Consider the following 24,999-nt stretch of genomic DNA (forward strand, 5'->3'; position numbering starts at 1 on the left):
GATTGCGCGGAGAATGGTTCTGCCAGCCCTGACTATCCAGCAGAAGTAAAACTTTCGTTCTTTTACTACAAAATGACACTAAGAAACAAACAAACACCTGTTTGAATGGCAGATACCCATCATTTATTTAGATTACTTACGCAATAATGGCGATATTCCGATCACGAAACAACCGATCTCCGACCAAGGTCGAACCCCCTCCCAGCGCTCATTTACATCAACACACTAAGCATAATCTGAAACTGTCATTCACGACTTTTCGCAGCCTTTAGCGACAAATAGGCGCTAATACCGACCGAACGACCGAAAACCCTCGCCCGGACCTCCGTTTTATTAATTAGACCTGAAAATAAATTATGATTTATGTATACTTGCCTGCCCGTTTTTTAACCAGTGAAGGAGGCACACCTCCTTTTGTCTTTGGCTCACAACAGAGGGCGATCCATGAACTCCATCGTCACCTTTCCGAACCGAATACCGGTTCAGGAATTCGAGGAGCGCCGGTTCAAGGTTTTTACCGACCGCCAGCTCGACAAGATTGAGGCGATCCAGAATCTCCCCGAGGAAACCCTGTTTGAAATGAAAGTGGTGGCCAGCGTGCTGCCCTTCCGGGTTAACGAATATGTGATCAACGAACTGATCAACTGGGACAAGGTGCCCAACGACCCGATCTATCAACTGGTCTTTCCACAGAAAGGCATGCTCAAGGACGAACACTACGAGCGCATGGCGCAACTGCACCGGGAAGGCGCCGACAAGAAAGACATCCAGGCCGCTGCCAAGGAAATCCGCGACGCACTGAACCCGCACCCGGCCGGGCAGATGGAAATGAACATGCCGGAACTGGACGGAGAGGTGCTGGACGGCGTGCAGCACAAGTACCGCGAAACCGTGCTGTTCTTCCCGTCCCAGGGCCAGACCTGCCACAGCTACTGCACCTTCTGTTTCCGCTGGGCGCAGTTTGTTGGCGATAAAGACCTGAAAATGGCCAGTACCGATGCCGAAAAGCTGCACGGCTACCTGCAGGAGCACACCGAAGTGACCGACCTGCTTGTCACCGGTGGCGACCCGATGGTGATGAAAACCAAGAACCTGGTGCAGTACCTGGAACCCCTGTTGCAACCGGAGTTCGACCACATCCAGACCATCCGCATCGGCACCAAGGCCCTGACCTTCTGGCCCTATCGCTTCGTGACCGACAAGGACGCCGACGAACTGATCGAGCTGTTCGCCAAGCTGGTTGATGGTGGCAAACACGTGGCCATCATGGCCCATTACAACCACTGGCAGGAGATCACCACCGACATCGCGGAAGAGGCCATCCGCCGCATTCGCGCCACTGGTGCCGAGATCCGCGCCCAGGGCCCGCTGATCAAGCATGTGAACGACGATGCCGATGCCTGGGCCAAGCTGTGGAAGAAAGAAGTGAAGCTGGGCATCATCCCCTACTACATGTTCGTAGAGCGGGACACCGGTGCCAAGAACTACTTCGAGGTGCCCCTGGCCGAGGCTTACCACATCTATCGTGAGGCCATGAAGCAAGTCAGCGGCCTGGCCCGGACCGCCCGCGGCCCCAGCATGAGCGCCGGCCCCGGCAAAGTGGAGATCCAGGGCATCACCGAAATCAACGGCGAGAAGGTCTTCGTACTGCGCTTCCTGCAAGGCCGAAACCCGGATTGGGTGCAGCGACCGTTCTTCGCCAAATACAGCGAAACGGCCACCTGGCTGCATGAGCTCGAGCCCGCCTTCGGAGAAGAGAAGTTCTTCTTTGAGGATGAGTTTGAAGAAATGAAGAACGGCAACGCCTGAGGCGTTGACTTAAGATCAGGCCCGTCCCCGTGACGGGCCTCCTTACCGTCCCTTCTTAGGCACAAACCCCGCCGGCTTTTCCCGAATCCATTCAACAAACACCCTCACCTCCTCGAGCTCCAGCAGCTTTTCCCTCGAGTTGTAATTCAGCCCCAGCTCATACTCTGAACACGCCCTGTGAATCGCGTTATGGCACGGGCGACAGACCCAAAGCGTACGGGTGATCAACTCTTCCCTGGAAAACAGTTTCTGAAAGCGCTTCTTGCGATGCAGATGCCTGGGTATCAGGTGATGCCTTGTGAGCTTTGCCACCGGGCGTTCGCAAAGCTCACAATGGTCGGGCTGGGGAGGGAGTTTCAGCATCGTGGAGAGATAATTGAGCCAGTCAGCGATGCTACCGACCGGCTCACCGTCCAACCGGCTCAGTGCATCAGGGTATACAGCTTCCTACGATACGTGCGCACATCCGGATTGTTGTTGCCCAGTTTCTCAAACAGCTCCACCAATGTGGTTTTGGCGACGCCGTCCTTGTAGGTGCTATCGGCCTGCATCAGCCGGATCAGCAAATCCATGGCTTCCGCGTTTTTATCCTGCAAAACCATGTGCAGGGACAACTGATGCAGGGCCTCAGGATCTTTCGGGTTGGCCTCAAGTTTTGCCTCCAACTCCGCCTGCGCGGGCAGTTCACCCGACTGCTTGAGGAACTTCACCCTCGCCGCCAGCTGTTTGGCTTTATGCTGCATTTTTTCTTCCGGCGGCAGGCTGTTGAGCACCTGCTCCGCGGTATCCAGATCGCCCTGCTCGGCCTTCAACTGGGCCAGATCAATCAGCACATCCAGGTTTTCCGGGTCTTTCTGGTTCAGCTCCGTGAGGATGGCCAGAGCTCCGTCCACATCACCGGCTTCCCAAAGAGCGTGGGCTTTCTCGTAAGGATCTTCCGCCGGGGCTTCGATGTGCTTTTCCAGAATCTTGCGGATTTCGCTCTCGGGCAAGGCGCCATTAAAACCATCCACAGCCTGACCATTCTTCACCAGAATGATGGTCGGCAGACTGCGCACCCCCAGGGAGGCCGTCAGTTCCTGCTGTTCGTCGGCATTCACCTTGGCCAGCTGAAAGTTACCCTGATATTCCTCCGCCAGCTTTTGCAGAATCGGCATCAGCTGTTTGCAGGGCGCGCACCACTCCGCCCATACATCCACCAGAATCGGCGTGGTAGCAGAGGCTTCCATCACTTTCTGCTGAAAGTTGTCGGCGGTGGCATCAAAGATATGCGGCGAATTGCTCATATGTCGGGAACCTGAACCAGAATGAATGAAATTGTCTGAAGATATGGAGCCAACGGCGGAAAAATCAAGCCAGCTTGAAAACCCGGCTTTTGTCGTTACATAGGTCTTTAACCACTCACGCCTTGAGAGCAATCCGGTATGAATGACGAGAACCGCAAAGACTCCCTGGAAGAATTTGAAGAAGACGTGACCGAATACATCGGCAAAGACGAAAACAGCAAGAGCCTGGCGCTGCCACAGCAGGTTATGCCGCAGCGCATGTATATTCTGCCGGTCTCCAACCGGCCGTTCTTTCCTGCTCAGGTGCAGCCGGTCATGGTCAACCAGGACCCCTGGCAGGAAACCCTGAAGCGGGTTGGTGAAACCGATCACCGGGTTCTGGGCATCTGTTTTGTTGAGAATCCAGAGGCCGAAAACGGCATTCCCGAGAGTGAAGACCTTGAGACCATGGGCTGCGCCGTACGCGTGCATCAAGCCCAGAACGAGAGCGGCAAGGTTCAGTTCATCGCCCAGGGTCTGCAACGGTTCAGAATTGTCCAGTGGCTTCGCCGTCGCCCACCCTATCTGGTGGAAGTCGAATACCCACAGGAGCCCGAAGAACCGGCCGACGAACTCAAGGCTTACACCCTGGCCATCATCAGCGCCATCAAGGAACTGCTGCGCACCAACCCGCTTTATGGCGAAGAAGTGAAGCAATACCTGTCACGCTTCGGGCCCGATGACAGCTCTCCCCTTGCGGACTTCGGTGCATCCATGACCAGCGCTCCGGGTCGCGAACTTCAGGATGTTCTCGACACCGTACCCCTGCTCCGGCGCATGGAAAAAGTACTGCTGCTGATGCGCAAGGAGCAGGAGGTCGCCCGCCTGCAATCCGAGATCAACGAAGAAGTAAACGAGAAGGTGCAGAAGCACCAGCGGGAGTTTTTCCTGCGCGAGCAGTTGAAAGTGATCCAGCGGGAGCTGGGCATTGCGAAGGATGACAAAACCGCGGACGTGGAACGCTTCGAAGAGCGAATGGCCAAACTGAATCCGCCGGAAGCCGTGCAGGAGCGATTCAAGGATGAAATCCAGAAACTGCAGGTGCTGGAACAGGGCTCACCGGAATACGGGGTAACCCGCAACTATCTGGACTGGATTACCCAGGTGCCCTGGGGCGTGCATTCACAGGATCATTTTGATCTGGCCGAGGCCCGCAAGATTCTGGACCGGGACCATGACGGCCTGGACGATGTAAAGGACCGCATCATTGAATTTCTGGCTGAAGGCACGTTCAAGGGCGAAGTGAGCGGCTCCATACTGCTGCTGGTCGGCCCGCCCGGGGTCGGTAAAACCTCTATCGGCCATTCGGTGGCGGATGCCCTGGGCCGGGAGTTCTACCGTTTCAGCGTGGGCGGCATGCGGGATGAAGCCGAAATCAAGGGACACCGTCGCACCTACATCGGCGCCATGCCCGGAAAGTTCGTACAGGCCCTGAAAGACAGCAAAGTAGCCAACCCGGTGATCATGCTGGACGAGATCGACAAGATCGGCAGCTCTTACCAGGGTGACCCGGCCTCAGCCTTGCTGGAAACCCTGGACCCGGAACAGAACAGGGAGTTCCTGGATCACTACCTGGATGTGCGCATGGACCTCTCGAAAGTGCTCTTCATCTGCACCGCCAACCAGTTGGACACGATCCCCCGGCCGCTGCTGGACCGGATGGACGTGATCCGCCTGTCCGGCTACATCGGCGAAGAAAAACTGGCCATTGCCAAACATTACCTGGTACCTCGCCTGCTCAAGCGGGCGGGCCTGCTGAAGAAGCAGCTGAACATCAGCGACGCTGCCATTCGCCAGGTGATTGAGGGCTACGCCCGGGAAGCCGGCGTGCGGAATCTGGAGAAGCTGCTGCACAAGATTGTCCGCAAGGGCATCGTGCGCCTGCTGGAAAACCCGGATGACCCGGTTCGAGTGGGTGTTGGCGATCTGACCGACTATCTCGGCCAGCCGGCATTCAAGAAAGAGAAATCCCTGAAAGGCACCGGCGTGGTGACGGGCCTGGCCTGGACCGCCATGGGCGGCGCCACTCTCAGCATTGAGGCCTCACGCATTCACAGCAGCCAGCGGGGCTTCAAGCTCACCGGACAACTGGGAGATGTGATGAAGGAATCGGCCGAGATCGCCTACAGCTTCGTGTCCTCGAACCTCAAGCGGTTCAAGGGTGACCCGACTTTCTTCGACAAATCCTTTGTCCACCTGCACGTGCCCGAGGGCGCAACGCCAAAAGACGGGCCGAGCGCCGGCATCACCATGGCCACCGCCCTGTTGTCCATTGCCCGCAAGGAAGCACCGCAACAGAACCTGGCCATGACCGGGGAACTGACGTTAACCGGACAGGTCTTGCCGGTGGGAGGCATTCGGGAAAAGGTGATTGCCGCACGCCGACAGAAGATCAATAACCTGATCCTGCCGGAAGCGAACCGCGGGGATTACGAGGAACTTCCCGATTACCTGAAAGAAGGTATCTCGGTGAACTTTGCCAAACACTACAACGATGTGTTTCAGGTGTGTTTTGGCAACAAGCCGAAGCAGGGATCAAGCGTTCATTAATGAACTGCTGAGGCCGGCCCTTGATCAGGGCCGGCCTCAAAAACAGGTCAGGGCTTTTCTTTCCAGCCGTCGTCTTTCAGAACCGAGCCAACGGTCAGCACCGGTGAAGCATCAATATCATCAGCATCCATCATGTTGGCCACGCGCTGCAACGAGGCCAGAATCATGGTCTGCTCCCACTCCGCCAGGCTCTGAAACTTCTGGATGAAGTCCTCCTGCAGAGGGTTGGGCGCACGAGCCAGAATCTCAGCACCTTCCTCCGTGAGATGGGCGTGAACCTTGCGTTTGTCTCTCGTGCTGCGAACCCGGTACACCAGTTTGCGATGCTCCAGTCTGTCGAGAATGGTCGTCACCGTGGCCTGGCTGAGACTCACGTTCTCGGCAATCGTGCCGATCGTAACCTCACCCATATCCCGGATAGTGCGCATGATCAGCAACTGGGGGCCGGTAAGCCCGGCGTGCTTGCTGAGTCGCTTGGAATGAAGATCCGTGGCCCGGATTACCCGGCGCAATGCCACCAAAACCTGCTCATAGCTGTTCACATCCGTCCCCCGGAAGAGATTTCTGACCATTATTTATACCACTAATTATTAGAGGTCTTTGCACCAAGGATTGCAAGTGTGCAGTTTTACTAGCTTGCTTTCTTGTTGGCCTTAGGGCTTTCAGGTGGGCAATGCAGCATTATTTCTGCCAGCCACTATGCTAAGGTCAGCAATCGCTTCAATTCACTGACTGATGGATCTGGTTAATGATCAGGTATTACCTCATGTTCGCACTCGCGCTCACTTTTGCCGGCCAGGCTAATGCCCAGCAACAACAGCTCGGCCCGGAAGAAGAGCTGACCGCGGAAGACGTAGAGGAAAGCACACGAACCCTGGAAAAACCCATGTATACCCCGTTTGTGGAGCTTTACCTGCTGGAGGAGACCAAGGCACTGCGCCAGGAGATGCAGAATACCCGGGCGGAACTGATCGAGAAAGTGGTGGACAAGGAACTGTCCGTGGCCGACAAAACCATGTCCTACGCCACCGACACGGTGACTTACTTTTTCTACCTGATCGCCGGCGCCACCTCCATTCTGGTGGTGATTGGCTGGAACTCCATCCGCGACATGCGCAACCAGCTGACCAGCCTGGCCGAGAAACGGGTAAACGAGCTGGTGGTGGAATATGAACAGCGCCTGAAGTCCATTGAGGAACAACTGCAGCAGAAGTCCGAGATTATTCATCAGAACCAGGCTGAGATTGAGCGCACCAACGAGGTGCATGCGCTCTGGCTGAAGGCAAGCCAGGAGACCTCGCAACAGAACAAGATCGCCGCCTACGACCAGATTCTTGACCTGCGCCCGGACGACGTTGAGGCGCTCAGTTACAAAGCCGATGCGGTGCTGGAAATGCGTGAGCCCCTGTGGGCCATCAGCCTGTGCCAGCGGGCACTGAAGCTGGCGCCGGACAACGGCCACGCCCATTACCAGCTGGCCTGCGCCTACGCTGAGATTGGCCGCTGGGAAGATGCCGTCAGCACCCTTGAAAAAGCCATTAATATTTCCGAGGCCTACCGGGACGACGCCTCGGTAGACCCGAGCTTTGAGCAGTTGCAAGACCACGAGAGCTTCAGGAGCCTGGTGTTCGTTGACCAGGACGACAGCACGGACGCGTAATCATCCGGAGACGGCACGGCGTTTGCTATTTCAACTTTGAATAGCAATGCTGTGTTCCGGAGCAAATGCCTCAGCTCCCCAGCTTGACAAGGCTGGGGTGGTGGTGTTTCTTAAATCTCTGAGAACATAACAATAACCCTGACACAAACAGGACATCACGATGAAACCCTCCATCAAAAAACTCGTTACTGTTGTTAGCGCTTCCGTTGCGTTGATGGCCGCAGGCCAGGCAACTGCCGAGATCAAAATTGGTATTGCCGGCCCAATGACCGGCCCCGTAGCCCAGTATGGCGACATGCAATTCTCCGGTTCACGCATGGCTATCGAGCGCATCAACGCCGCCGGCGGTGTGATGGGTGAAGAACTCGTTGCCGTTGAAGTGGACGACGTATGCGACCCCAAGCAGGCTGTCACCGTCGCCAACCGACTGGTGAACGAAGGCGTTCAGTATGTGGTGGGTCACCTTTGCTCAAGCTCTACCCAGCCGGCGTCTGACATCTACGAAGACGAAGGCATCCTGATGATTACCCCGGCCTCCACCAGCCCGGAAATCACACAGCGCGGCTACGAACTGGTGTTCCGGACCATTGGCCTGGACAGCATGCAGGGGCCGGTAGCCGGCAACTATATCGCCAGCCAGAAGCCGGAGCGCGTGGCGGTGGTTCACGACAAACAGCAATACGGTGAAGGCATTGCCACCGCCGTGCGCGACACCCTGAAAGACGCCGGCATTGAAATCGCAATGTTTGAGGGCATTACCGCCGGTGACAAGGACTTCTCCTCCCTTGTCACCAAAATCAAGCAAGCTGATGTCGATTACGTGTACTACGGCGGTTACCACCCTGAGCTGGGCCTGATCCTCCGCCAGGCACGCCAGTCTGACGTAGATGCCAAGTTCATGGGCCCGGAAGGCGTCGGTAACAAAGACATTAACACCATCGCCGGCGAAGCCGCTGAAGGCCTGCTGGTTACCCTGCCCCCCAGCTTCGACCAGAAAGAGGAAAACCAGGAGCTGATCGCCGCCTTTGATGCCAAAGGTGAAGATCCCTCCGGCCCCTTCGTACTCACCTCCTATGCCGCCGTGCAGTTGATTGCGGAAGGCATTGAAGCCGCCGATTCGAAAGATCCGTTCGACGTGGCCCAGGCTCTTCGTGCCGGAAGCTTCGAGACCCCCATCGGCACTGTTCAGTACGATAAAGCCGGCGACATGAAGTCGTTCGAGTTTGTGGTGTACGAATGGCATTCAGACGGCAGTAAAACTCCGGTAAACTGAGCCAAAATCGTTAACTAACGGTAATAATGAGAGCACCTTCCCACCGCGATCCGGGGGAAGGTGTTTTTCTGGGCTCCTGCAGACCCTCACTGCATCCGCACCGGCGACACCGGTGGCCGGTTGCAGCCAGGCGAGGGAGCGGGCTTTCGGAGTTCCACAAACATGCAAGACCTCCTGTATTTCTTTCAACAGCTCATTAACGGGCTGACGATCGGGAGCACCTACGCCCTGATCGCCATCGGCTACACGATGGTTTACGGCATCATCGGCATGATCAACTTTGCCCATGGTGAGGTTTACATGATCGGTGCCTACACCGCGCTGATCGCCATAACCGGCCTGGCAACCATGGGGATTGCCTGGCTACCCCTGATATTGATCGTGGCGCTGATATGCGCGGTAATTGTCTCCAGCTCCATGGGTTGGGCCGTGGAACGAGTGGCCTATCGGCCGGTACGCGGGCGTCACCGCCTGATTCCACTGATCTCCGCCATCGGCATGTCCATCTTCCTGCAGAATTATGTCCACCTGGCCCAAGGCTCCCGCAACATCGGCTTTCCGGCATTGATCGAAGGTGGTTTCCAGTTCGGCTCCGAAGATACCTTCCCGATGTCCATCTCCTACATTCAGATCACCATCTTCATCACTACCCTGATCTGTATGACCGCACTTTCCCTGTTCATCTCCCGCTCCCGTATCGGCAGGGCCTGTCGCGCGGTCTCGCAGGATCTGGGCATGGCAAACCTGCTGGGCATCGATACCAACCGCATCATCTCGGCCACCTTCGTGATTGGTGCAGCCCTCGCAGCCGTCGCGGGCCTGTTGCTTGGCATGTATTACGGATCTGTGGATCCACTCTTCGGCTTTATTGCCGGCCTGAAAGCATTCACCGCAGCCGTCCTTGGCGGTATCGGCAGCATTCCCGGCGCCATGCTGGGCGGCCTCATCCTCGGCGTTGCCGAGAGTATGACCTCGGGCTACCTGAGTGGTGAATACAAAGATGTGGTGTCGTTCAGCCTGCTCATTCTGATTCTGCTGTTCAAACCCACCGGACTGCTGGGCAAACCGGAGGTTGAGAAGATCTGATGGCTGCCAACAATTTTCGACACGCGCTCTTCTGCGCGATCATCACACTGATCATTTCCTACCCCATCATCGGCTTTAACCTGGAAGCCCAGGGCATCAGCGTGACCCTGACCGGCGCCGATACCAGCACAGTAATCCTTGTGTTGCTGGCCGCGGTGATCGTGTTCCTGTTCCAGTTGTTCCGGGATCAGATCATGGGCGGGCTCAAGAGCATCCCAAGCCCGCTGCCCAAAACCCAGAAGGAGCCGATGGCCGAGAACAAACGGGCCAAAATCGAATCCTGGGTACTCACAGGCATTGTCGTTCTGGCCCTGTTCTGGCCTTTCTTTGTCTCCCGTGGCGCTGTGGATCTGGCGACGCTGGTGCTGATCTACGTCATGCTGGCGCTGGGCCTGAACGTCGTCGTGGGTCTTGCAGGCCTGCTGGACCTTGGCTACGTGGCGTTCTACGCGGTTGGCGCCTACACCTTTGCCCTGCTGTCCCAATACGCCGGCATCTCCTTCTGGATGGCTCTGCCTATCGGGGCTTGCCTGGCGGCCTTATTTGGACTGGTTCTGGGCTTCCCGGTACTGCGGTTACGGGGTGACTATCTCGCTATCGTCACTCTTGGCTTCGGCGAAATCATCCGGATTCTGCTCAACAACTGGACTGCCGTTACCGGCGGCCCCAACGGCATTGGCGGAATTCCCGATCCCACCCTGTTTGGCATGGAATTCGGCCGGCGGGTTCGGGAAGAAGGTAACACGTCATTCCATGAGACCTTCGGTATCGCCTACAGCGGCGAGCACAAGGTGATTTTCCTCTACCTGATTGCTCTGGTCCTGGCCGTGATCACCGCCCTGATCATCCGCCGGTTCATGCGCATGCCTGTTGGTCGTGCCTGGGAAGCCCTGCGGGAAGACGAGATTGCTGCCCGCTCCCTGGGCCTGAGCCGCACCGCGGTAAAACTCTCTGCCTTTACCATTGGCGCGTTCTTTGCCGGGTTTGCCGGCACTGTGTTTGCCTCCAAACAGGGCTTTATCAGCCCGGAGTCGTTTGTGTTCCTTGAGTCGGCCATCATCCTGGCCATTGTGGTGCTCGGCGGCATGGGCTCGCAGCTGGGCGTTGTACTTGCCGCCATCGCCGTGACCATCCTGCCGGAACTGGCCCGGGAGTTTTCCGACTACCGGATGCTGGTTTTCGGCGCCGCCATGGTACTGATGATGGTCTGGCGGCCACAGGGGCTGATGCCCATGCGCCGCATTCACATTGAACTCAGACGCCAGGAGTGACAGACATGCTAGAAGTACAGAATCTGTCCATGCGCTTCGGCGGCCTGCTGGCAGTCGACCAGGTAAGCCTGGACGTGCAGGAACACGAAATAGTCTCCATCATCGGCCCCAACGGGGCCGGCAAAACCACGGTCTTCAACTGCATCAGTGGTTTTTACAAGCCCACGGGCGGGAAGATCCTGTTTGAAGGTAATGAAGTCCAGGGTAAACCGGACTACAAGATTTCCCGACTGGGCATGGTGCGAACGTTCCAGCACGTGCGCCTGTTCGGCCAGATGACCGTAGTGGAAAACCTGCTGGTGGCCCAGCATCGGCACCTGAACACCAACCTGATATCCGGCCTGATCAAGACACCCGACTATCGGGAGCGGGAACGCAAGTCCCTTGACCGGGCCGCGTACTGGCTGGATCGGGTTGGCCTGCTGGAACTGGCCAACCGGGAAGCCGGCAACCTGGCCTATGGCCAGCAGCGCCGGCTGGAAATTGCGCGCTGCATGGTGACCGAACCGAAACTGCTGATGCTGGACGAACCAGCCGCAGGCCTGAACCCGGCGGAAACCAAAGACCTCAACCAGCTGATTGTCAGCCTGAAAGAGGACTACAACGTTTCCGTACTGCTGATTGAGCACGATATGAGCCTGGTTATGGACATCTCAGACCGGATTACCGTCATCAACCAGGGCCGCCCCCTGGCTGCCGGCACACCGGACGAAGTTCGCCAGAACGACGATGTGATCAAAGCCTATCTGGGCGAGGCCTGAGGAGGCACCATGCTGGTACTGGAAGACGTACATACCCACTATGGCAAAATCGAGGCCCTGCACGGCGTATCCGTGGAAGTAAAGAAGGGCGAGATTGTGTCACTGATCGGCGCCAACGGCGCCGGCAAAACCACGTTGCTGATGACCGTTTGTGGTAGCCCGCAAGCCAGCGCAGGGCGGGTGATTCTGGAGGGCCGCGACATTACCAATGACGCCACCTCCAACATCATGCGTTCCGGCATTGCGATTGTGCCCGAAGGCCGCCGCGTGTTTCCCGGGCTGACGGTGGAAGAGAACCTGCACATGGGCGGTTTCTTCAACACCAAATCGGAAATCCGCAAAAGCCAGGATCACGTGTACGAGCTGTTCCCCAGGCTGAAAGAGCGTGAACATCAGCGGGCCGGCACTATGTCCGGCGGCGAACAACAAATGCTGGCCATCGGCCGGGCACTGATGAGCAAACCCAGAATGATCATTCTGGACGAGCCATCTCTGGGGCTGGCGCCGATCATCATTCAGCAGATCTTCGAGATCATCGGCCAGTTGAGAGAGGAAGGGATTACGGTGTTCCTGGTGGAGCAGAACGCTCACCAGGCCCTGAGCCTGGCAGACCGGGGCTATGTGCTGGAAACCGGCCGTATCCGCCTGCACGACACCGGCAAGAACCTGCTGGCCAATCCGGAAGTGAGGGATGCCTACCTGGGTGGTTAACCCATCCAGAAACCAAAAAAGCCGGAGGCCATCAGCGCTCCGGCTTTTTTTTTGGGACTCACAAAAGCAGCTTACTTGATGCTCTTGATGGTGCCCTTGTAGCCTTCAACGGTTACGTCGATGGTTCCGAAGAAACCATAGCCGTTTTGCTCAACGGTGTAACGCGGAGCCACGATCACGTCTGCACCAGATTCGGTCACAGCGTTGTAGGCAGCAGAAGACTTAACCTTCTCTACCAGGCTGGCGCCACCGATCGGCAGGGGCAGAGCACCGCCAGTGGAACCCACGCCGTAGGCAACGCCGTCAGCGTATTTCTTGCTATCACCCAGAGTCAGCAGACCAAACAGCTGGGTTACAGAAGCCTTACCAGTAATCTTCTCACCAACTTCGATGTCAGCTTTGACGTCGCTCTGAACGGCGCCAGTCAGCGGCAGCGAAGGAGCGCTGGTGTTGAGGGAAGAACAACCGGTCATTGCGCCGGCCAGAACGAGTGTTGATGCAATAAGCGCTTTTTTCAAAACAAACTCTCCATATGTTGTTGCATGGCCCTCATGGCCGCGCGCACTATACTGAAATACACTCTATATAACAATAGCGGCTAACAGATGATTTTTTGTTCGATTTAGAAATATGAACACATGTTCACATTTCCGTGTATCAGGCCGCTACCTTTTTTAACAGTGGCTTAACTTGCGATTTCAGGTTTTGATCTATACTCAAACAGACGGTCTTTTAACCAAACCAGATACTGGCCGTTGTCTTGCAGCCACGGAATTCGAACGCTGCAGGGTATGCGACAAAGCTATAACCACAGAAAGGAGTGGATAATGAAAAAACTGATCGCAGGTGCAATTCTTCTTGGTGCTTCCTCCATGGCGTTCGCACAGCCCGGCTGTGGCGTGGGTGCCATGATCTGGAAAGGGCAGTCCGGCATTGCTCCACATGTCCTGGCCGCTACCACCAACGGAACCTTCGGTAACCAGACCTTCGGCATGACCACCGGCACTCTGGGTTGCCAGACCAACCAGTCTGTTCAATCCATGGCCATGTACATGGACAGCAACATCGATAAGGTTGCCCGCGACATGTCCCGCGGTTCTGGCGAAAACCTGGATACTCTGGCAGTCCTGCTGGGTGTAGAAGAAACTGACCGTGATACCTTCCGCAAAGTACTGCAAGACAACTTTGCTTCCATTTTCCCCAACGCTGATACCACCTCAGGTGAAGCCGTAGACGCCATCGTGGCCCTGCTGGAGCAGAACGACGCTCTGAGCAAATACGTGGCCGCCTGATCACTGGCGACAATGGAACAGAATGGCGCCAGGGACGGCGAACAAACCCCAGAGCCACCAATCCGGAACTACCAACTCCATGGGCTTTACCCTTCGCACCGGGCAGGCCGTTTTATGGCTTGCATGCAGTACCGCCTGGGCACAGGCAGAAACCGTTACACTGCCTGACAACCTTCACCTTCATCCAACCTGGCTGACCCTCGGCCACTATCATCAGGACAGGTTCGGTTCCGATTACTCCAGCCAGGCCGATGACCCGGCCTTCTTTCTGAGTGACGACGGCAAGACATCGCCCAGAGCCGAACTGGAAGCCACCCTGGAGGCCATACAACAACCCGGAGGTGGTGATAGCCACGCCCGCTGTCGATTCCCGGCCCGGGATGCCTGGCTGAGAGAGCAACTGGAGTTGCCGGATACACCGGTAAACTGCCCCGCTTTCGAGGAATGGGCAGGCACACTGAATACCGAGAAAGTCACCCTGGTGTTTGCTGCGTCCTATCTGAACAGTCCCTCATCCATGTTCGGACACACCTTCTTGCGGCTCGATCCCCCCCAGGATGACGAAGAAACCGATCTGCTGCTGGCAAATACTGTTTCCTACGCAGCCGATGCCGCTGAACATGACAGCGAGTTGTTGTTTGCCTATCGGGGTATTTTCGGGGGCTATCCAGGCATTACCTCCATCAAGCCCTATTACGAAATGATCCGGCTGTACAACGACATCGAACACCGGGATCTCTGGGAGTACACCCTGAATCTCGACCAACAGGAGGTTGACACCCTGCTGGCCCATACCTGGGAAATTCAGGACAAGAACTTTGATTACTATTTCTTCGATGAGAACTGCGCCTATCGCCTGCTGGCCCTGATCGACGCCGCCCGCCCGGGCACGAACCTGCTCGACGAAGTAAGCACTCACGCCATCCCCTCTGACACCGTGCGCTGGGTGAGGGATGCCGGGCTGCTTGAAAGCATCCATTACCGCCCGTCTGCCGCCACCTCTGTAGCCCATAGCCTGGAAAGCCTGCCCTCAGACCACCAGACCATCGCCGCTGCCTTAGCCAATGGCTACGTGGCAGTGAACGACCCAGAAGTGCGTAAGCTTGGTAAAGACGACCGCGCCCAACTCCTGGATGCCACGTACGATTACGTACGCTACCAGAGCGAAGCCGAAGGCTGGCCCCGGGAACACGCGGCGCCGCTGTCTCATCAACTACTGGTCGCCCGCAGCCAGATTGAGGATGCGGCAGAACTTCCAGACGTGCCCGAACCGGAGATCCGCGACGATCAGGGGCATGACACCTTTCGCCTGAGCCTCGGTTCCGGCCAGCTCGCCCACAGCGAGTTCACCCAGTTGACCATCCGGCCGGCCTATCACGACGTACTGGATCCGCCCGCCGGTTACCGTACCGGTGCACAACTGCAGTTCCTGCGCCTGGACGCCAGGCTTTACCACAAAAACGACGAACTTCAGGTGGAACAGATCACCGGCGTCGAGATACGCTCCCTGAGCCCCCGGAACCAGTTCTTTGCCCCGATCTCCTGGCAAGTTGGCTTTGGCGGCCGCCGCACGGACACCGGCAATGATCGCGTACTGGCCCCCTATCTTGAAGGCGGAGCCGGCGGCAGCTGGAGCCTGGGCAAGAACACCCAAGCCTTCGCCATTGCCACGGCGGATGTGGAAATCGATGATGACATCAAACGGGGCTACGATTTCGCCCCGGGCGCAGACCTCGGCCTGCTGCACCAGAACAACCGCTTCAGCCTGCTGACTGGCGTAAAAACCAAAGCCTGGATCGTCAGCAGCCAACACCGGCAAGACCAGCTTTATGCCGAAGCCAACTGGCACATTGGCCGGGAATTCAGCCTATTCGCCAAATTCACCCGGGAAGACCACTACGACAGGTACCAAAGCACATGGCAAGCCGGCCTGCACGCTTACTTCTGAATACCAAAACGGCTCTCATCACCCTGCTGGCCATCACCACGCTGCTGCAAACCGGATGCAGCAGCGTGTTCTTCTATCCGGACAATGCCACTTACATCACCCCGGACCGACTCAACCTGGAATACGAAGACATCTACCTCAAGACCGCGGACGGCGAAACCCTCCACGGCTGGTGGCTCCCTGCCCTCACCGACGAGCCCGCCAAGGGCACCATCTACTTCCTGCACGGCAACGCCCAGAACGTCAGCGCCCACATCCTCAACGCCGCCTGGCTGCCGGAACAGGGCTACAACGTGTTCACCATCGATTATCGCGGTTACGGCCAATCCACCGGCGCCCCCGATATCGAAGGCGCACTGCACGACGTGGAAACCGGACTGCGCTGGCTGGCCCAACGCCGCGCCGATAGTGAACACCCGCTCTATATCCTCGGCCAAAGCCTCGGCGGCGCCCTCGGTATCGCCCTGGCCAGCGAATGGGTGCAGCGAGACGAACAACCAGAGCTAAACGGCATCATCCTCGACGGCACCTTCTCCGGCTTCCGCTACATCGCCCGGGAAAAGCTCGACCTGTTCTGGCTCACCTGGCCGTTCCAGTACCCCCTGAGCTGGACCATCCCGGATGACTACGAAGGCACCGACAGGATCGCCGGTGTATCACCGGTGCCGGTGATGATTATCCACAGCGTTCGGGATGGCATCATTCCGTTCGAGCATGGCGTGCGGTTGTATGAAGCGGCGGAGCAGCCCAAGGAGTTCTTGCAGACCGATACGCCCCATGCAGCGACGTTTGTGATTCCCGCATACAGGGAGGCAGTACTGGAATTCATGGAAAAAGGCCTTTAGAGGCAAGCACAAGGTCTAGCGCAGCGGTTGTGGGAAGCCTTTCCAAAAGTCTTGAGGGCCATGGACGGCCCGAAAGAAGCGCACATGGATGTGCTCGTAGCGTCTTTTGGAAAGGCTTCCCACAACCGCTGCAGGCACTAAAACTACAAGGCCCATAAACGACAAAACCCGCCAGGCTTGAAGCCGGGCGGGTTTTTCTAACCAAGAATCATCTTAGTCAGTGAAGTCAGTCGGCTGCTCGCCTTCTTTGACTTCCTTCATGGACAGCTTAACGCGACCACGGTTGTCCACATCCAGCACCTTGACCAGAACTTCCTGACCTTCGCTCAGCTCGTCAGTGACGTTCTCGATACGGCGCTCGGAGATCTGGGAAATGTGCACCAGACCATCCTTGCCGGGCAGGATGTTAACAAAGGCACCGAAGTCCACAATCCGCTCAACGCGGCCCTTGTAGATAGCACCCACTTCGATCTCGGCAGTGATTTCTTTCACGCGATTCACGGCAGCCTGTGCGGCCGCAGCGTTGTCGGCGTAGATCTTCACGTTGCCGTCGTCGTCCAGGTCGATGGAAGCGCCGGTCTCGTCGCAAATACCACGGATGGTTGCGCCACCCTTACCGATTACATCACGGATCTTGTCCGGATGAATCTTGATGGTGGTGATGCTCGGAGCGCGATCAGACAGCTCGGCACGGGGCTCTGCGATCACCTTGTTCATCTCGTCCAGGATGTGCAGACGCGCAGCGTTGGCCTGCTCGAGGGCGATTTCCATGATTTCGTCGGTAATACCCTGAATCTTGATGTCCATCTGCAGGGCCGTGACGCCCTCTTTGGTACCGGCAACCTTGAAATCCATGTCACCCAGGTGATCTTCGTCACCCAGGATGTCAGTCAGGACCGCGAACTTGTCGCCTTCCTTGACCAGACCCATGGCGATACCGGCCACCGGAGCCTTCAGCGGCACACCAGCATCCATCAGCGCCAGGGATGAACCACACACGGAAGCCATGGAACTGGAACCGTTGGATTCAGTGATCTCGGACACCGCACGAATGGCATACGGGAACTCTTCGATGGTCGGCATAACCGCGGCTACACCACGCTTGGCCAGACGACCGTGACCAATTTCACGACGGCCCGGGCTACCCATACGGCCAGCTTCACCTACGGAGTACGGAGGGAAGTTGTAGTGGAACAGGAACGGGTCCTTGCGCTCACCTTCCAGGGCATCGATGATCTGCACGTCACGGGTGGTACCCAGCGTGGCGGTAACGATAGCCTGAGTCTCACCACGGGTGAACAGGGCGGAACCGTGAACGGACGGCAGTACGCCAACTTCCACCTTGATCGGGCGAACGGTCTTGTTGTCACGGCCATCGATACGCGGCTTGCCTTCGATAACCTGCAGACGAACGACAGACTTCTCGACCTTGCCGAAGTACTTCTTCACTTCCTCTTCGGAAGGCTGGCCTTCTTCTTCACCGGCCAGTTTTTCAACGGCAGCAGATTTGATCTCACCCAGACGCTCGTAACGGGCCATCTTGTCGCGAATCGCGTAGGCTTCTTCGATGGCACCACCGAACTCGGCCTTGATGGCGTTCAGCAGCTCAGTGTTTTCCGCCTCGGGCTGCCATTCCCAGCGCGGCTTGCCGTTCTCGGCAGCAAATTCCTTGATGGCAGTGATCGCAGTCTGCATTTCCTGGTGGCCGAACAGTACGGCGCCCAGCATCTGGTCCTCTGTCAGGCCTTTGGCCTCGGACTCAACCATCAGCACCGCTTCGTCGGTACCGGCCACAACCATGTCCAGCAGGGAAGTGCTGAGCTCTTCGAAGGTCGGGTTCAGGAAGTAGCCTTTCTCGTTGGTGTAACCCACACGGGCAGCACCAATCGGGCCGTCGAACGGGATACCGGAGATGGCCAGGGCTGCAGATGCAGCAATCATGGCAGCGATATCCGGATCGTGGTTCTTGCTGGCAGACATAACCGTCAGCACAACCTGAACTTCGTTCATGTAGCCGTTCGGGAACAGCGGGCGAATCGGACGGTCGATCAGGCGGGAGGTCAGGGTCTCTTTCTCGGACGGACGACCTTCACGCTTGAAGAAGCCACCCGGGATTTTACCGGCGGCGTAGGTTTTTTCCTGGTAGTTCACAGTCAGGGGGAAGAAGCCCTGGCCCGGCTTGGGCTCTTTGGCGCCAACAACGGTGCCCAGAACGGCAGTGTCGCCGGTGCTTACCAGTACCGCGCCGGTTGCCTGACGGGCAATACGACCGGTTTCCAGGGTGAAGGTTTCCCCACCCATTTCAAATGTCTTGATACGTGGTTGCAGTTCCACAATAAACTCCTGCATTTTCAGCGGTTTTGATTCTGGCCAATGACCCATTCATTCGCCATTTTCCAACAACTGCAGCAGTCTGATCAGTGAACCGAAAGGCAACCCGTCTGAAAGCTAACAGGCTGTTGCAAAACCCCGGCCAGAGTTCCCGGGCTTTTCAACAACCTGCTATCAATAGCGGCTTTCCATTGTGACAGGGAAAATCCTTCGGTTTCACAGACAAATCAACTGCAGCAAAAAACGCTTCCTGCTTGTTCGGAATGAGCAAGGCAGGGAGCGGGAGAGAAGCACGGCTGAACCCGGGAACCCCCGGGCCAGCCATCAGGTCGCTAAACCGGATTAGCGACGCAGACCCAGACGCTGGATCAGGTCCAGGTAACGGTCAGCGTTTTTACGCTTGAGGTAGTCCAGCAGCTTACGACGCTGGTTTACCATCCGGATCAGGCCGCGGCGGGAATGGTGATCCTGCTTGTTGGCCTTGAAGTGATCCTGCAGCTTGTTGATGTTGGCGCTCAGCAGAGCTACCTGAACCTCAGGGGAACCGGTATCGCCATCACCTTGCTGAAAATCTTTAACGATCTGAGCTTTCTCACTGGCAGACAGTGCCATATTTCACCTCATTGGTTGCGATGCATACCTATTCAGCCGAACCGCGCATCTCTACAGCCCGGCTAATCAGCAAAAGGCGTTTACCGTTTGCTGTTCTTGACCAGACGGCGAGGCACCAGTTGAGTGCCATCGCCTTCCGGCAATGCTTCTGCCAGCCCTACGAAGGAATGCTCGCCATACAGGCGGACGAAACCTTCAAAAGGCTGACCCGGTATTCTAACCGGTTGTCCGTTCAAGATCGATACCAGCGGCACGCCGGACAATCGGTACTCGGGAAACATGGTGAGGGCGGTTTCCGGCGGCAACAGCAGGCCATCCAGGCTTTCCCCGCGCTCGCGCATGGCTTCCAGGTCTTTGACATCGTGGGCATTTGCCAGGGTGTAGCCGGAGGCCAGGGTGCGACGCAGAGCACTGACATGAGCTCCACAGCCCAGAACCTCACCAATATCCTCAACCAGTGAGCGGATATACGTACCCTTGGTACAGGTAACCGCAAGATCCAGCTCCTGTTCCCGAACCGCCAACAATTTGAGCTCGTAAATGGTCACCGGCCTGGCCGGGCGCTCAATTTCGATACCCTCGCGGGCGTATTCGTACAGTGGTTTGCCCTGATGCTTCAGAGCCGAGTACATGGAGGGCACTTGCTGAATGTCGCCACGGAACCGGGCCAGTACGGCCTCCACTTCTTCCTCACTGAAGTGGGGAACCGACTTTTCCTCCACCACAGCCCCTTCGCTGTCTCCGGTTTCTGTCCGGATGCCCAGGCGTGCGGTGGTGATATACGCCTTGTCACTGTCCAGCATGGTCTGGGAGAACTTGGTGGCCTCACCAAAACACAGGGGCAGCACGCCAGTGGCGAGCGGATCAAGCGCACCGGTATGGCCGGCCTTCGCCGCACCATACAGGCGCTTGACCTGCTGCAGAATCCCGTTGGAGGTAACGCCCTGGGGCTTGTCGATTACCAGGATGCCGTTTACGTCACGGCCTTTGCGTCTTCGGCTCAAGCGTCACGCTCCGGGTTATCGGAAACCGGGTCATCATTATCGTCCCGGGGCACGGCAGGCTTGTCGCCAACCGCTTCGCGGATCAGGCGATCCATCTTGCGGCTCTGCCCCAACAGTTTGTCGAAGTGAAACCGCAGATGGGGCACCACACGCAATTTCATGGCGCGACCAACCTGCCCGCGCAGAAACCCGGAGGCCTTGTTCAACACCGTCAGGGAGTCCTGCACTTCGGGTGAATCTTCGGTGAGCTCCTCGGTGGACAGCAACGAAATATAGATATCGGCATAGCCGAGGTCACGGCTGACTTTCACATCATTAACCGTGACCATACCAACGCGAGGATCCTTCACCTCGCGCTGGATCAGCTGCGCCAGCTCTCGCTGCATCTGATCGCCGATGCGATCTACGCGACTGTATTCCCGTGCCATCAGGCCCCCGTGGACTCAAGCTGACGTTCAACACGGACGCGATCGAACACTTCGATCTGGTCACCCACTTTCACGTCGTAGCCTTTAACACCGATACCACATTCCATACCGTTGCGAACTTCCGCCACATCGTCCTTGAAGCGACGCAGGGATTCCAGCTCGCCTTCAAAGATCACCACGTTGTCACGCAGTACGCGGATCGGCTTATTACGGTATACGGTGCCCTCAGTCACCATACAGCCAGCCACCTGACCGAATTTCGGCGAACGGAATACGTCACGCACATCGGCAATGCCCACAATATCTTCGCGGAATTCCGGCTTGAGCATGCCTGTCAAAGCCGCTTTCACATCATCAATCAGGTTATAGATGATGCTGTAGTAGCGCAGATCCAGACCTTCCTGCTCAACCAGACGCTTGGATGCGGTATCCGCACGCACGTTGAAACCGAAAATAACGGCGTTGGTGGCCATGGCCAGGCTGACGTCGGTCTCGGCGATACCGCCAACACCAGACGAAACAATCTTCACCTGAACCTCGTCGTTGCCCAGGTCCTGCAGGGCCTTGGTAATGGCTTCCAGAGAACCACGCACGTCAGTCTTGAGCACCACGTTGAGGGTCTTGACCTCGTCCTTGCCCATATTCTCGAACATGTTCTCGAGCTTGGCAGCTTGCTGGCGCTGGAGACGTTGCTCACGCTCACGGGTCTGACGGAATTCAGCCAGCTCTTTGGCTTTTTTCTCGTCTGCCACAGCGAAGAATTCGTCACCGGCGTCTGGCGTGCCGTTCAGGCCCAGAATCTCGACCGGAATCGACGGGCCAGCTTCTTTCACCTGGCGCCCGGCTTCGTCTGTCATGGCGCGCACCTTACCGAAGAAGGAACCGGCCACCACCATGTCGCCCTGGCGAAGCGTACCGTTCTGAACCAGCACGGTAGCAACAGAACCACGGCCGCGTTCCAGGCTGGATTCAACCACAACACCTTTCGCCGCTGCATCCGGGGACGCTTCCAGCTCAAGGATTTCAGCCTGCAGCAAGACGGCTTCCAGCAGGTCATCGATGCCCATACCAGTGTGTGCAGAAACAGGCACGAACTGAACGTCGCCACCCCAGTCTTCCGGAATGACTTCCAGAGCTGAAAGCTCGTTCTTGATGCGGTCCGGATCGGCTTCTTCTTTGTCCATCTTGTTGATGGCAACCACGATCGGTACGCCGGCAGAACGGGCGTGCTCAACGGCTTCCTTGGTTTGAGGCATAACACCGTCGTCGGCTGCCACCACCAGGATAACGATGTCGGTACACTGGGCACCACGAGCACGCATGGCGGTAAACGCGGCGTGGCCCGGGGTATCCAGGAAGGACACCATGCCGTGTTCAGTTTCTACATGGTAAGCACCAATGTGCTGGGTAATACCACCGGATTCACCGGCAGCAACCTTGGCGCGGCGGATATGGTCCAGCAGTGAGGTCTTACCATGGTCAACGTGACCCATAACACTGACAACCGGCGCGCGCTTGATCTTCTCTTTGCCTTCGTCCGGGCCGGTGATTTCGCTCAGGACTTCCTCTTCGAAAGCATCCTCGCTCACCGCTTTGGGCTTGTGGCCCAGCTCTTCGGTAACCAGGATCGCCGTTTCCTGATCCAGCGCCTGATTGATGGTTGCCATCACCCCCATACCCATCAGGGTCTTGATAACATCAGCGGACTTGACGGCCATGCGCTGGGCGAGATCACCAACGGTGATGGTTTCCGGAATCTGTACTTCTCTGACCATGGGCTTTGTGGGCCTCTCGAAAGCATGACGCTTTTCTTTCGGTTTCTTTTTGGCCCGCAGCGGCTTGCGAAGAGTGGTTTCCTCTTCGTCTTCGCTCAGTACTACCGGTTCTTCTACCGGACGGCTGCGAGGACCGCGATGGCCAGCCTGCTTCTTCTTCGGCTTGCCTTCTTCAATATCATCGCCGCGCTCACGCACCTTCTCTTTTTTCTTCTTCGGCTTGCGATCCCGACCTTCATCCTCAGGCGGAGGCATGGGAATATCCTCCGGCGCGATGGCAGGCTCTGCGGATTCTGCAGCAGGTTCCGGAGCAGCTTTGGCTTCGGTTTCCGCTGCGGCCGGAGCTTCCGTTTCAGGGGCTTCGGCAGGTGCTGCTTCCGCTGCGACCTTCGGCGCTTCTTCCACCGGCGCCTGTTCGGCCGCCGGTGCCTGTACCGGCTCTTCCGGTGCCGGCGCCTCTGCTTCCGGCTCGGGTTGCAGCTCTGCACGCTTGATATAGGTGCGGCGCTTGCGCACTTCTACGTTGACGGTCTTGGCCTTGCCGGCCTTAAGCGTCGTCGTGGTCTTGCGCTTGAGTGTAATCTTCCGCGGTTCAGCTTCCGCCTCGCCATGGTTTTTTCTCAGATAGGCCAGCAACTGCTGCTTCTCATCGCTGGTGACAGCGTCGTTTTCGCTGCGGGCTTTCAGGCCCGCTTCCACGATCTGCTTCAGCAAACGATCCACGGGAGCGCCTACATCTGCGGCCAGTTGTTTTACCGTTACTTCAGCCATACTGGTCCTCCTCTCCCGAATCAGGCCTGGTCTTCAAACCAGGGTGCGCGCGCAGTCATAATCAACTGACCAGCACGTTCTTCATCCATACCTTCAATTTCGAGCAGCTCATCAATCGACTGCTCCGCCAGATCTTCCATTGTGCGCACGCCCATGCCGGCAAGCTTGAATGCCAGCGCTCGGTCCATGCCGTCCATGTTCAGAAGATCGTCTTCGGGCTCAGCGCCCTCCAGGGCTTCTTCACTGGCCAGCGCCTGGTTCAGCAATACGTCTTTGGCACGACGGCGCAATTCAGTGACGGTTTCCTCGTCAAAGCCCTCAATCGCCAGCATTTCTTCCATCGGTACGTAGGCCACCTCTTCAATGGAGGTAAAGCCTTCCTCGATAAGAACACCGGCAAATTCTTCATCAACATCCAGATGAGCGGTAAAGTGTTCAAGCAGGCGGTTGTATTCCTGCTCCTGGCGCTCACCGGCTTCTTCTTCCGTCATCACGTTCAGGGTCCAACCGGTCAGCTCGGTCGCCAGACGAACGTTCTGGCCGTTCCGGCCAATGGCCTGCGCCAGGTTATCTTCGGCAACGGCTACATCCATGGTGTGACGGTCTTCATCCATGACAATGGAGGCGACCTCAGCAGGCGCCATCGCGTTGATGACCAACTGAGCCGGGTTATCGTCGTAAAGCACGATATCCACACGCTCACCGCCCAGTTCATTAGACACTGCCTGTACGCGGGAGCCCCGCATACCAACACAAGCGCCAACCGGATCAATACGGCGGTCGTTGGTCTTCACCGCAATCTTGGCCCGGGAGCCCGGATCGCGAGCGGCACCGCGAATCTCGATGAGTTCCTCGGCAATCTCGGGAACCTCGATGCGGAAAAGCTCGATCAGCATTTGCGAATCGGTACGGCTCAGAATCAGCTGTGGTCCGCGATGATCGGTGCGAATCTCCAGCAGCAGAGCACGAACGCGGTCGCCCATCCGGAAGGTTTCACGGGGAATCAGGTGCTCACGGGGAAGCAGAGCTTCTGCGTTGCCACCCAGATCCACAATCACATTGTCCCGGGTCACCTTCTTGACGGTACCGGACACCAGCTCACCGATACGATCGCGGTAGCTGTCGACAATCTTCATGCGCTCGGCTTCGCGCACTTTCTGGAAGATGATCTGCTTGGCCGCCTGGGCACCAATGCGCCCGAACGCCACAGACTCCACCTTCTCTTCGTACATATCACCCGGCTTCAGATTGGTGTCGATCTCTTCCGCTTCCTGCAGGGTCAGCTCAGTGCCCAACGCAGGAACGGCATCATTATCGACCACCAGCCAGCGGCGGAAGGTTTCGTATTCTCCGGTGCGGCGATCAATGGCAACCCGGATATCCGCCTCTTCGTCTTCATAACGTTTCTTGGCAGCGGTAGCGAGTGCGAGTTCAATCGCCTCGAAAATCACATCCTTCTCGACACCTTTCTCGTTCGAGACGGATTCCACTACCAGCAAGATCTCTTTACTCATGGGATTGCCCTGCCCTCAAAATAAACGATACAT

At 57.2% G+C, this 24,999-nt stretch carries 21 protein-coding genes; 11 read left to right on the plus strand and 10 right to left on the minus strand.

Annotated features, from left to right (window positions below):
• Positions 1-444 precede the first annotated feature (444 nt).
• Positions 445-1,809, plus strand: a complete 1,365-nt coding sequence (locus QPL98_RS06275) for a KamA family radical SAM protein (RefSeq protein WP_041655078.1) — start codon at positions 445-447, stop codon at positions 1,807-1,809.
• A 42-nt stretch (positions 1,810-1,851) separates the two neighbouring features.
• Here the strand turns inward: QPL98_RS06275 and QPL98_RS06280 are convergent, their stop codons facing one another.
• Positions 1,852-2,172: a hypothetical protein gene (locus QPL98_RS06280; protein WP_041657046.1), complete on the minus strand. Its 321-nt coding sequence runs from the start codon at positions 2,170-2,172 to the stop codon at positions 1,852-1,854.
• Between the two features lie 59 nt (positions 2,173-2,231).
• Complete coding sequence (trxA, locus tag QPL98_RS06285) at positions 2,232-3,095, minus strand: thioredoxin (protein WP_141067972.1); 864 nt, start codon at positions 3,093-3,095, stop codon at positions 2,232-2,234.
• 138 nt (positions 3,096-3,233) lie between these two features.
• On the opposite strand from trxA, the gene lon reads away from it, so the two are divergent.
• The gene (gene lon, locus QPL98_RS06290) at positions 3,234-5,684 is read left to right on the plus strand and encodes an endopeptidase La (protein WP_121207592.1); all 2,451 of its coding nucleotides are present in this window, start codon (positions 3,234-3,236) and stop codon (positions 5,682-5,684) included.
• Positions 5,685-5,731: 47 nt separating this feature from the next.
• Here the strand turns inward: lon and QPL98_RS06295 are convergent, their stop codons facing one another.
• On the minus strand, positions 5,732-6,226 hold the full coding sequence (locus QPL98_RS06295; protein ID WP_023009685.1) for a MarR family winged helix-turn-helix transcriptional regulator: 495 nt from the start codon (positions 6,224-6,226) through the stop codon (positions 5,732-5,734).
• 206 nt (positions 6,227-6,432) lie between these two features.
• On the opposite strand from QPL98_RS06295, the gene QPL98_RS06300 reads away from it, so the two are divergent.
• The 6 genes from QPL98_RS06300 (at position 6,433) to QPL98_RS06325 (ending at position 12,446) form a co-directional block, all read left to right on the plus strand.
• On the plus strand, positions 6,433-7,344 hold the full coding sequence (locus tag QPL98_RS06300; RefSeq protein ID WP_303292918.1) for a tetratricopeptide repeat protein: 912 nt from the start codon (positions 6,433-6,435) through the stop codon (positions 7,342-7,344).
• Positions 7,345-7,504: 160 nt separating this feature from the next.
• Positions 7,505-8,617, plus strand: coding sequence for a branched-chain amino acid ABC transporter substrate-binding protein (locus QPL98_RS06305; protein WP_113879237.1), 1,113 nt, complete (start codon positions 7,505-7,507; stop codon positions 8,615-8,617).
• 162 nt (positions 8,618-8,779) lie between these two features.
• Complete coding sequence (livH, locus tag QPL98_RS06310; protein WP_153740566.1) at positions 8,780-9,703, plus strand: high-affinity branched-chain amino acid ABC transporter permease LivH; 924 nt, start codon at positions 8,780-8,782, stop codon at positions 9,701-9,703.
• Positions 9,703-10,974 (plus strand): high-affinity branched-chain amino acid ABC transporter permease LivM, encoded by a 1,272-nt coding sequence (locus QPL98_RS06315; protein WP_199451849.1) that lies wholly within the window; start codon positions 9,703-9,705, stop codon positions 10,972-10,974. Before livH ends, QPL98_RS06315 begins: the two co-directional genes overlap by 1 nt.
• 5 nt (positions 10,975-10,979) lie before the next feature.
• Complete coding sequence (livG, locus tag QPL98_RS06320; protein ID WP_011786750.1) at positions 10,980-11,735, plus strand: high-affinity branched-chain amino acid ABC transporter ATP-binding protein LivG; 756 nt, start codon at positions 10,980-10,982, stop codon at positions 11,733-11,735.
• 9 nt (positions 11,736-11,744) lie between these two features.
• Entirely contained in the window at positions 11,745-12,446 is a 702-nt protein-coding gene (locus QPL98_RS06325) for an ABC transporter ATP-binding protein (RefSeq protein WP_199451850.1), read from the plus strand.
• 71 nt (positions 12,447-12,517) lie between these two features.
• On the opposite strand, the gene QPL98_RS06330 is transcribed toward QPL98_RS06325, so the two are convergent.
• Positions 12,518-12,964 (minus strand): hypothetical protein, encoded by a 447-nt coding sequence (locus QPL98_RS06330; protein WP_226538126.1) that lies wholly within the window; start codon positions 12,962-12,964, stop codon positions 12,518-12,520.
• Positions 12,965-13,273: 309 nt separating this feature from the next.
• Here QPL98_RS06330 and QPL98_RS06335 point away from each other — a divergent pair, with 309 nt between their 5' ends.
• The 3 genes from QPL98_RS06335 to QPL98_RS06345 all read left to right on the plus strand — a co-directional run bounded on the left by QPL98_RS06335 (position 13,274) and on the right by QPL98_RS06345 (position 16,531).
• Positions 13,274-13,738, plus strand: coding sequence for a DUF3015 domain-containing protein (locus QPL98_RS06335; RefSeq protein WP_011786753.1), 465 nt, complete (start codon positions 13,274-13,276; stop codon positions 13,736-13,738).
• Between the two features lie 79 nt (positions 13,739-13,817).
• Positions 13,818-15,686, plus strand: coding sequence for a DUF4105 domain-containing protein (locus tag QPL98_RS06340; protein ID WP_199452772.1), 1,869 nt, complete (start codon positions 13,818-13,820; stop codon positions 15,684-15,686).
• On the plus strand, positions 15,656-16,531 hold the full coding sequence (locus QPL98_RS06345) for an alpha/beta hydrolase (protein ID WP_199452708.1): 876 nt from the start codon (positions 15,656-15,658) through the stop codon (positions 16,529-16,531). Before QPL98_RS06340 ends, QPL98_RS06345 begins: the two co-directional genes overlap by 31 nt.
• Positions 16,532-16,744: 213 nt before the next feature.
• Here the strand turns inward: QPL98_RS06345 and pnp are convergent, their stop codons facing one another.
• The 6 genes from pnp to nusA all read right to left on the minus strand — a co-directional run bounded on the left by pnp (position 16,745) and on the right by nusA (position 24,966).
• Positions 16,745-18,859 carry a polyribonucleotide nucleotidyltransferase gene (pnp, locus tag QPL98_RS06350; RefSeq protein WP_228285567.1) on the minus strand — a complete coding sequence of 705 codons (2,115 nt, stop codon included), beginning with the start codon at positions 18,857-18,859 and terminating at the stop codon, positions 16,745-16,747.
• A 345-nt stretch (positions 18,860-19,204) separates the two neighbouring features.
• Positions 19,205-19,474 carry a 30S ribosomal protein S15 gene (rpsO, locus tag QPL98_RS06355; protein WP_014422591.1) on the minus strand — a complete coding sequence of 90 codons (270 nt, stop codon included), beginning with the start codon at positions 19,472-19,474 and terminating at the stop codon, positions 19,205-19,207.
• 80 nt (positions 19,475-19,554) lie between these two features.
• The gene (gene truB, locus QPL98_RS06360; RefSeq protein WP_153740561.1) at positions 19,555-20,478 is read right to left on the minus strand and encodes a tRNA pseudouridine(55) synthase TruB; all 924 of its coding nucleotides are present in this window, start codon (positions 20,476-20,478) and stop codon (positions 19,555-19,557) included.
• Positions 20,475-20,906 (minus strand): 30S ribosome-binding factor RbfA, encoded by a 432-nt coding sequence (rbfA, locus tag QPL98_RS06365; protein ID WP_011786759.1) that lies wholly within the window; start codon positions 20,904-20,906, stop codon positions 20,475-20,477. The genes truB and rbfA overlap by 4 nt, the downstream gene beginning before the upstream one ends.
• Positions 20,906-23,452 (minus strand): translation initiation factor IF-2, encoded by a 2,547-nt coding sequence (gene infB / locus QPL98_RS06370; protein ID WP_011786760.1) that lies wholly within the window; start codon positions 23,450-23,452, stop codon positions 20,906-20,908. Before infB ends, rbfA begins: the two co-directional genes overlap by 1 nt.
• 20 nt (positions 23,453-23,472) lie before the next feature.
• On the minus strand, positions 23,473-24,966 hold the full coding sequence (gene nusA / locus QPL98_RS06375; protein ID WP_011786761.1) for a transcription termination factor NusA: 1,494 nt from the start codon (positions 24,964-24,966) through the stop codon (positions 23,473-23,475).
• Between the last annotated feature and the right edge of the window lie 33 nt (positions 24,967-24,999).

This window comes from Marinobacter sp. ST-43 (assembly GCF_030541085.1).
Lineage (GTDB): Bacteria > Pseudomonadota > Gammaproteobacteria > Pseudomonadales > Oleiphilaceae > Marinobacter > Marinobacter nauticus.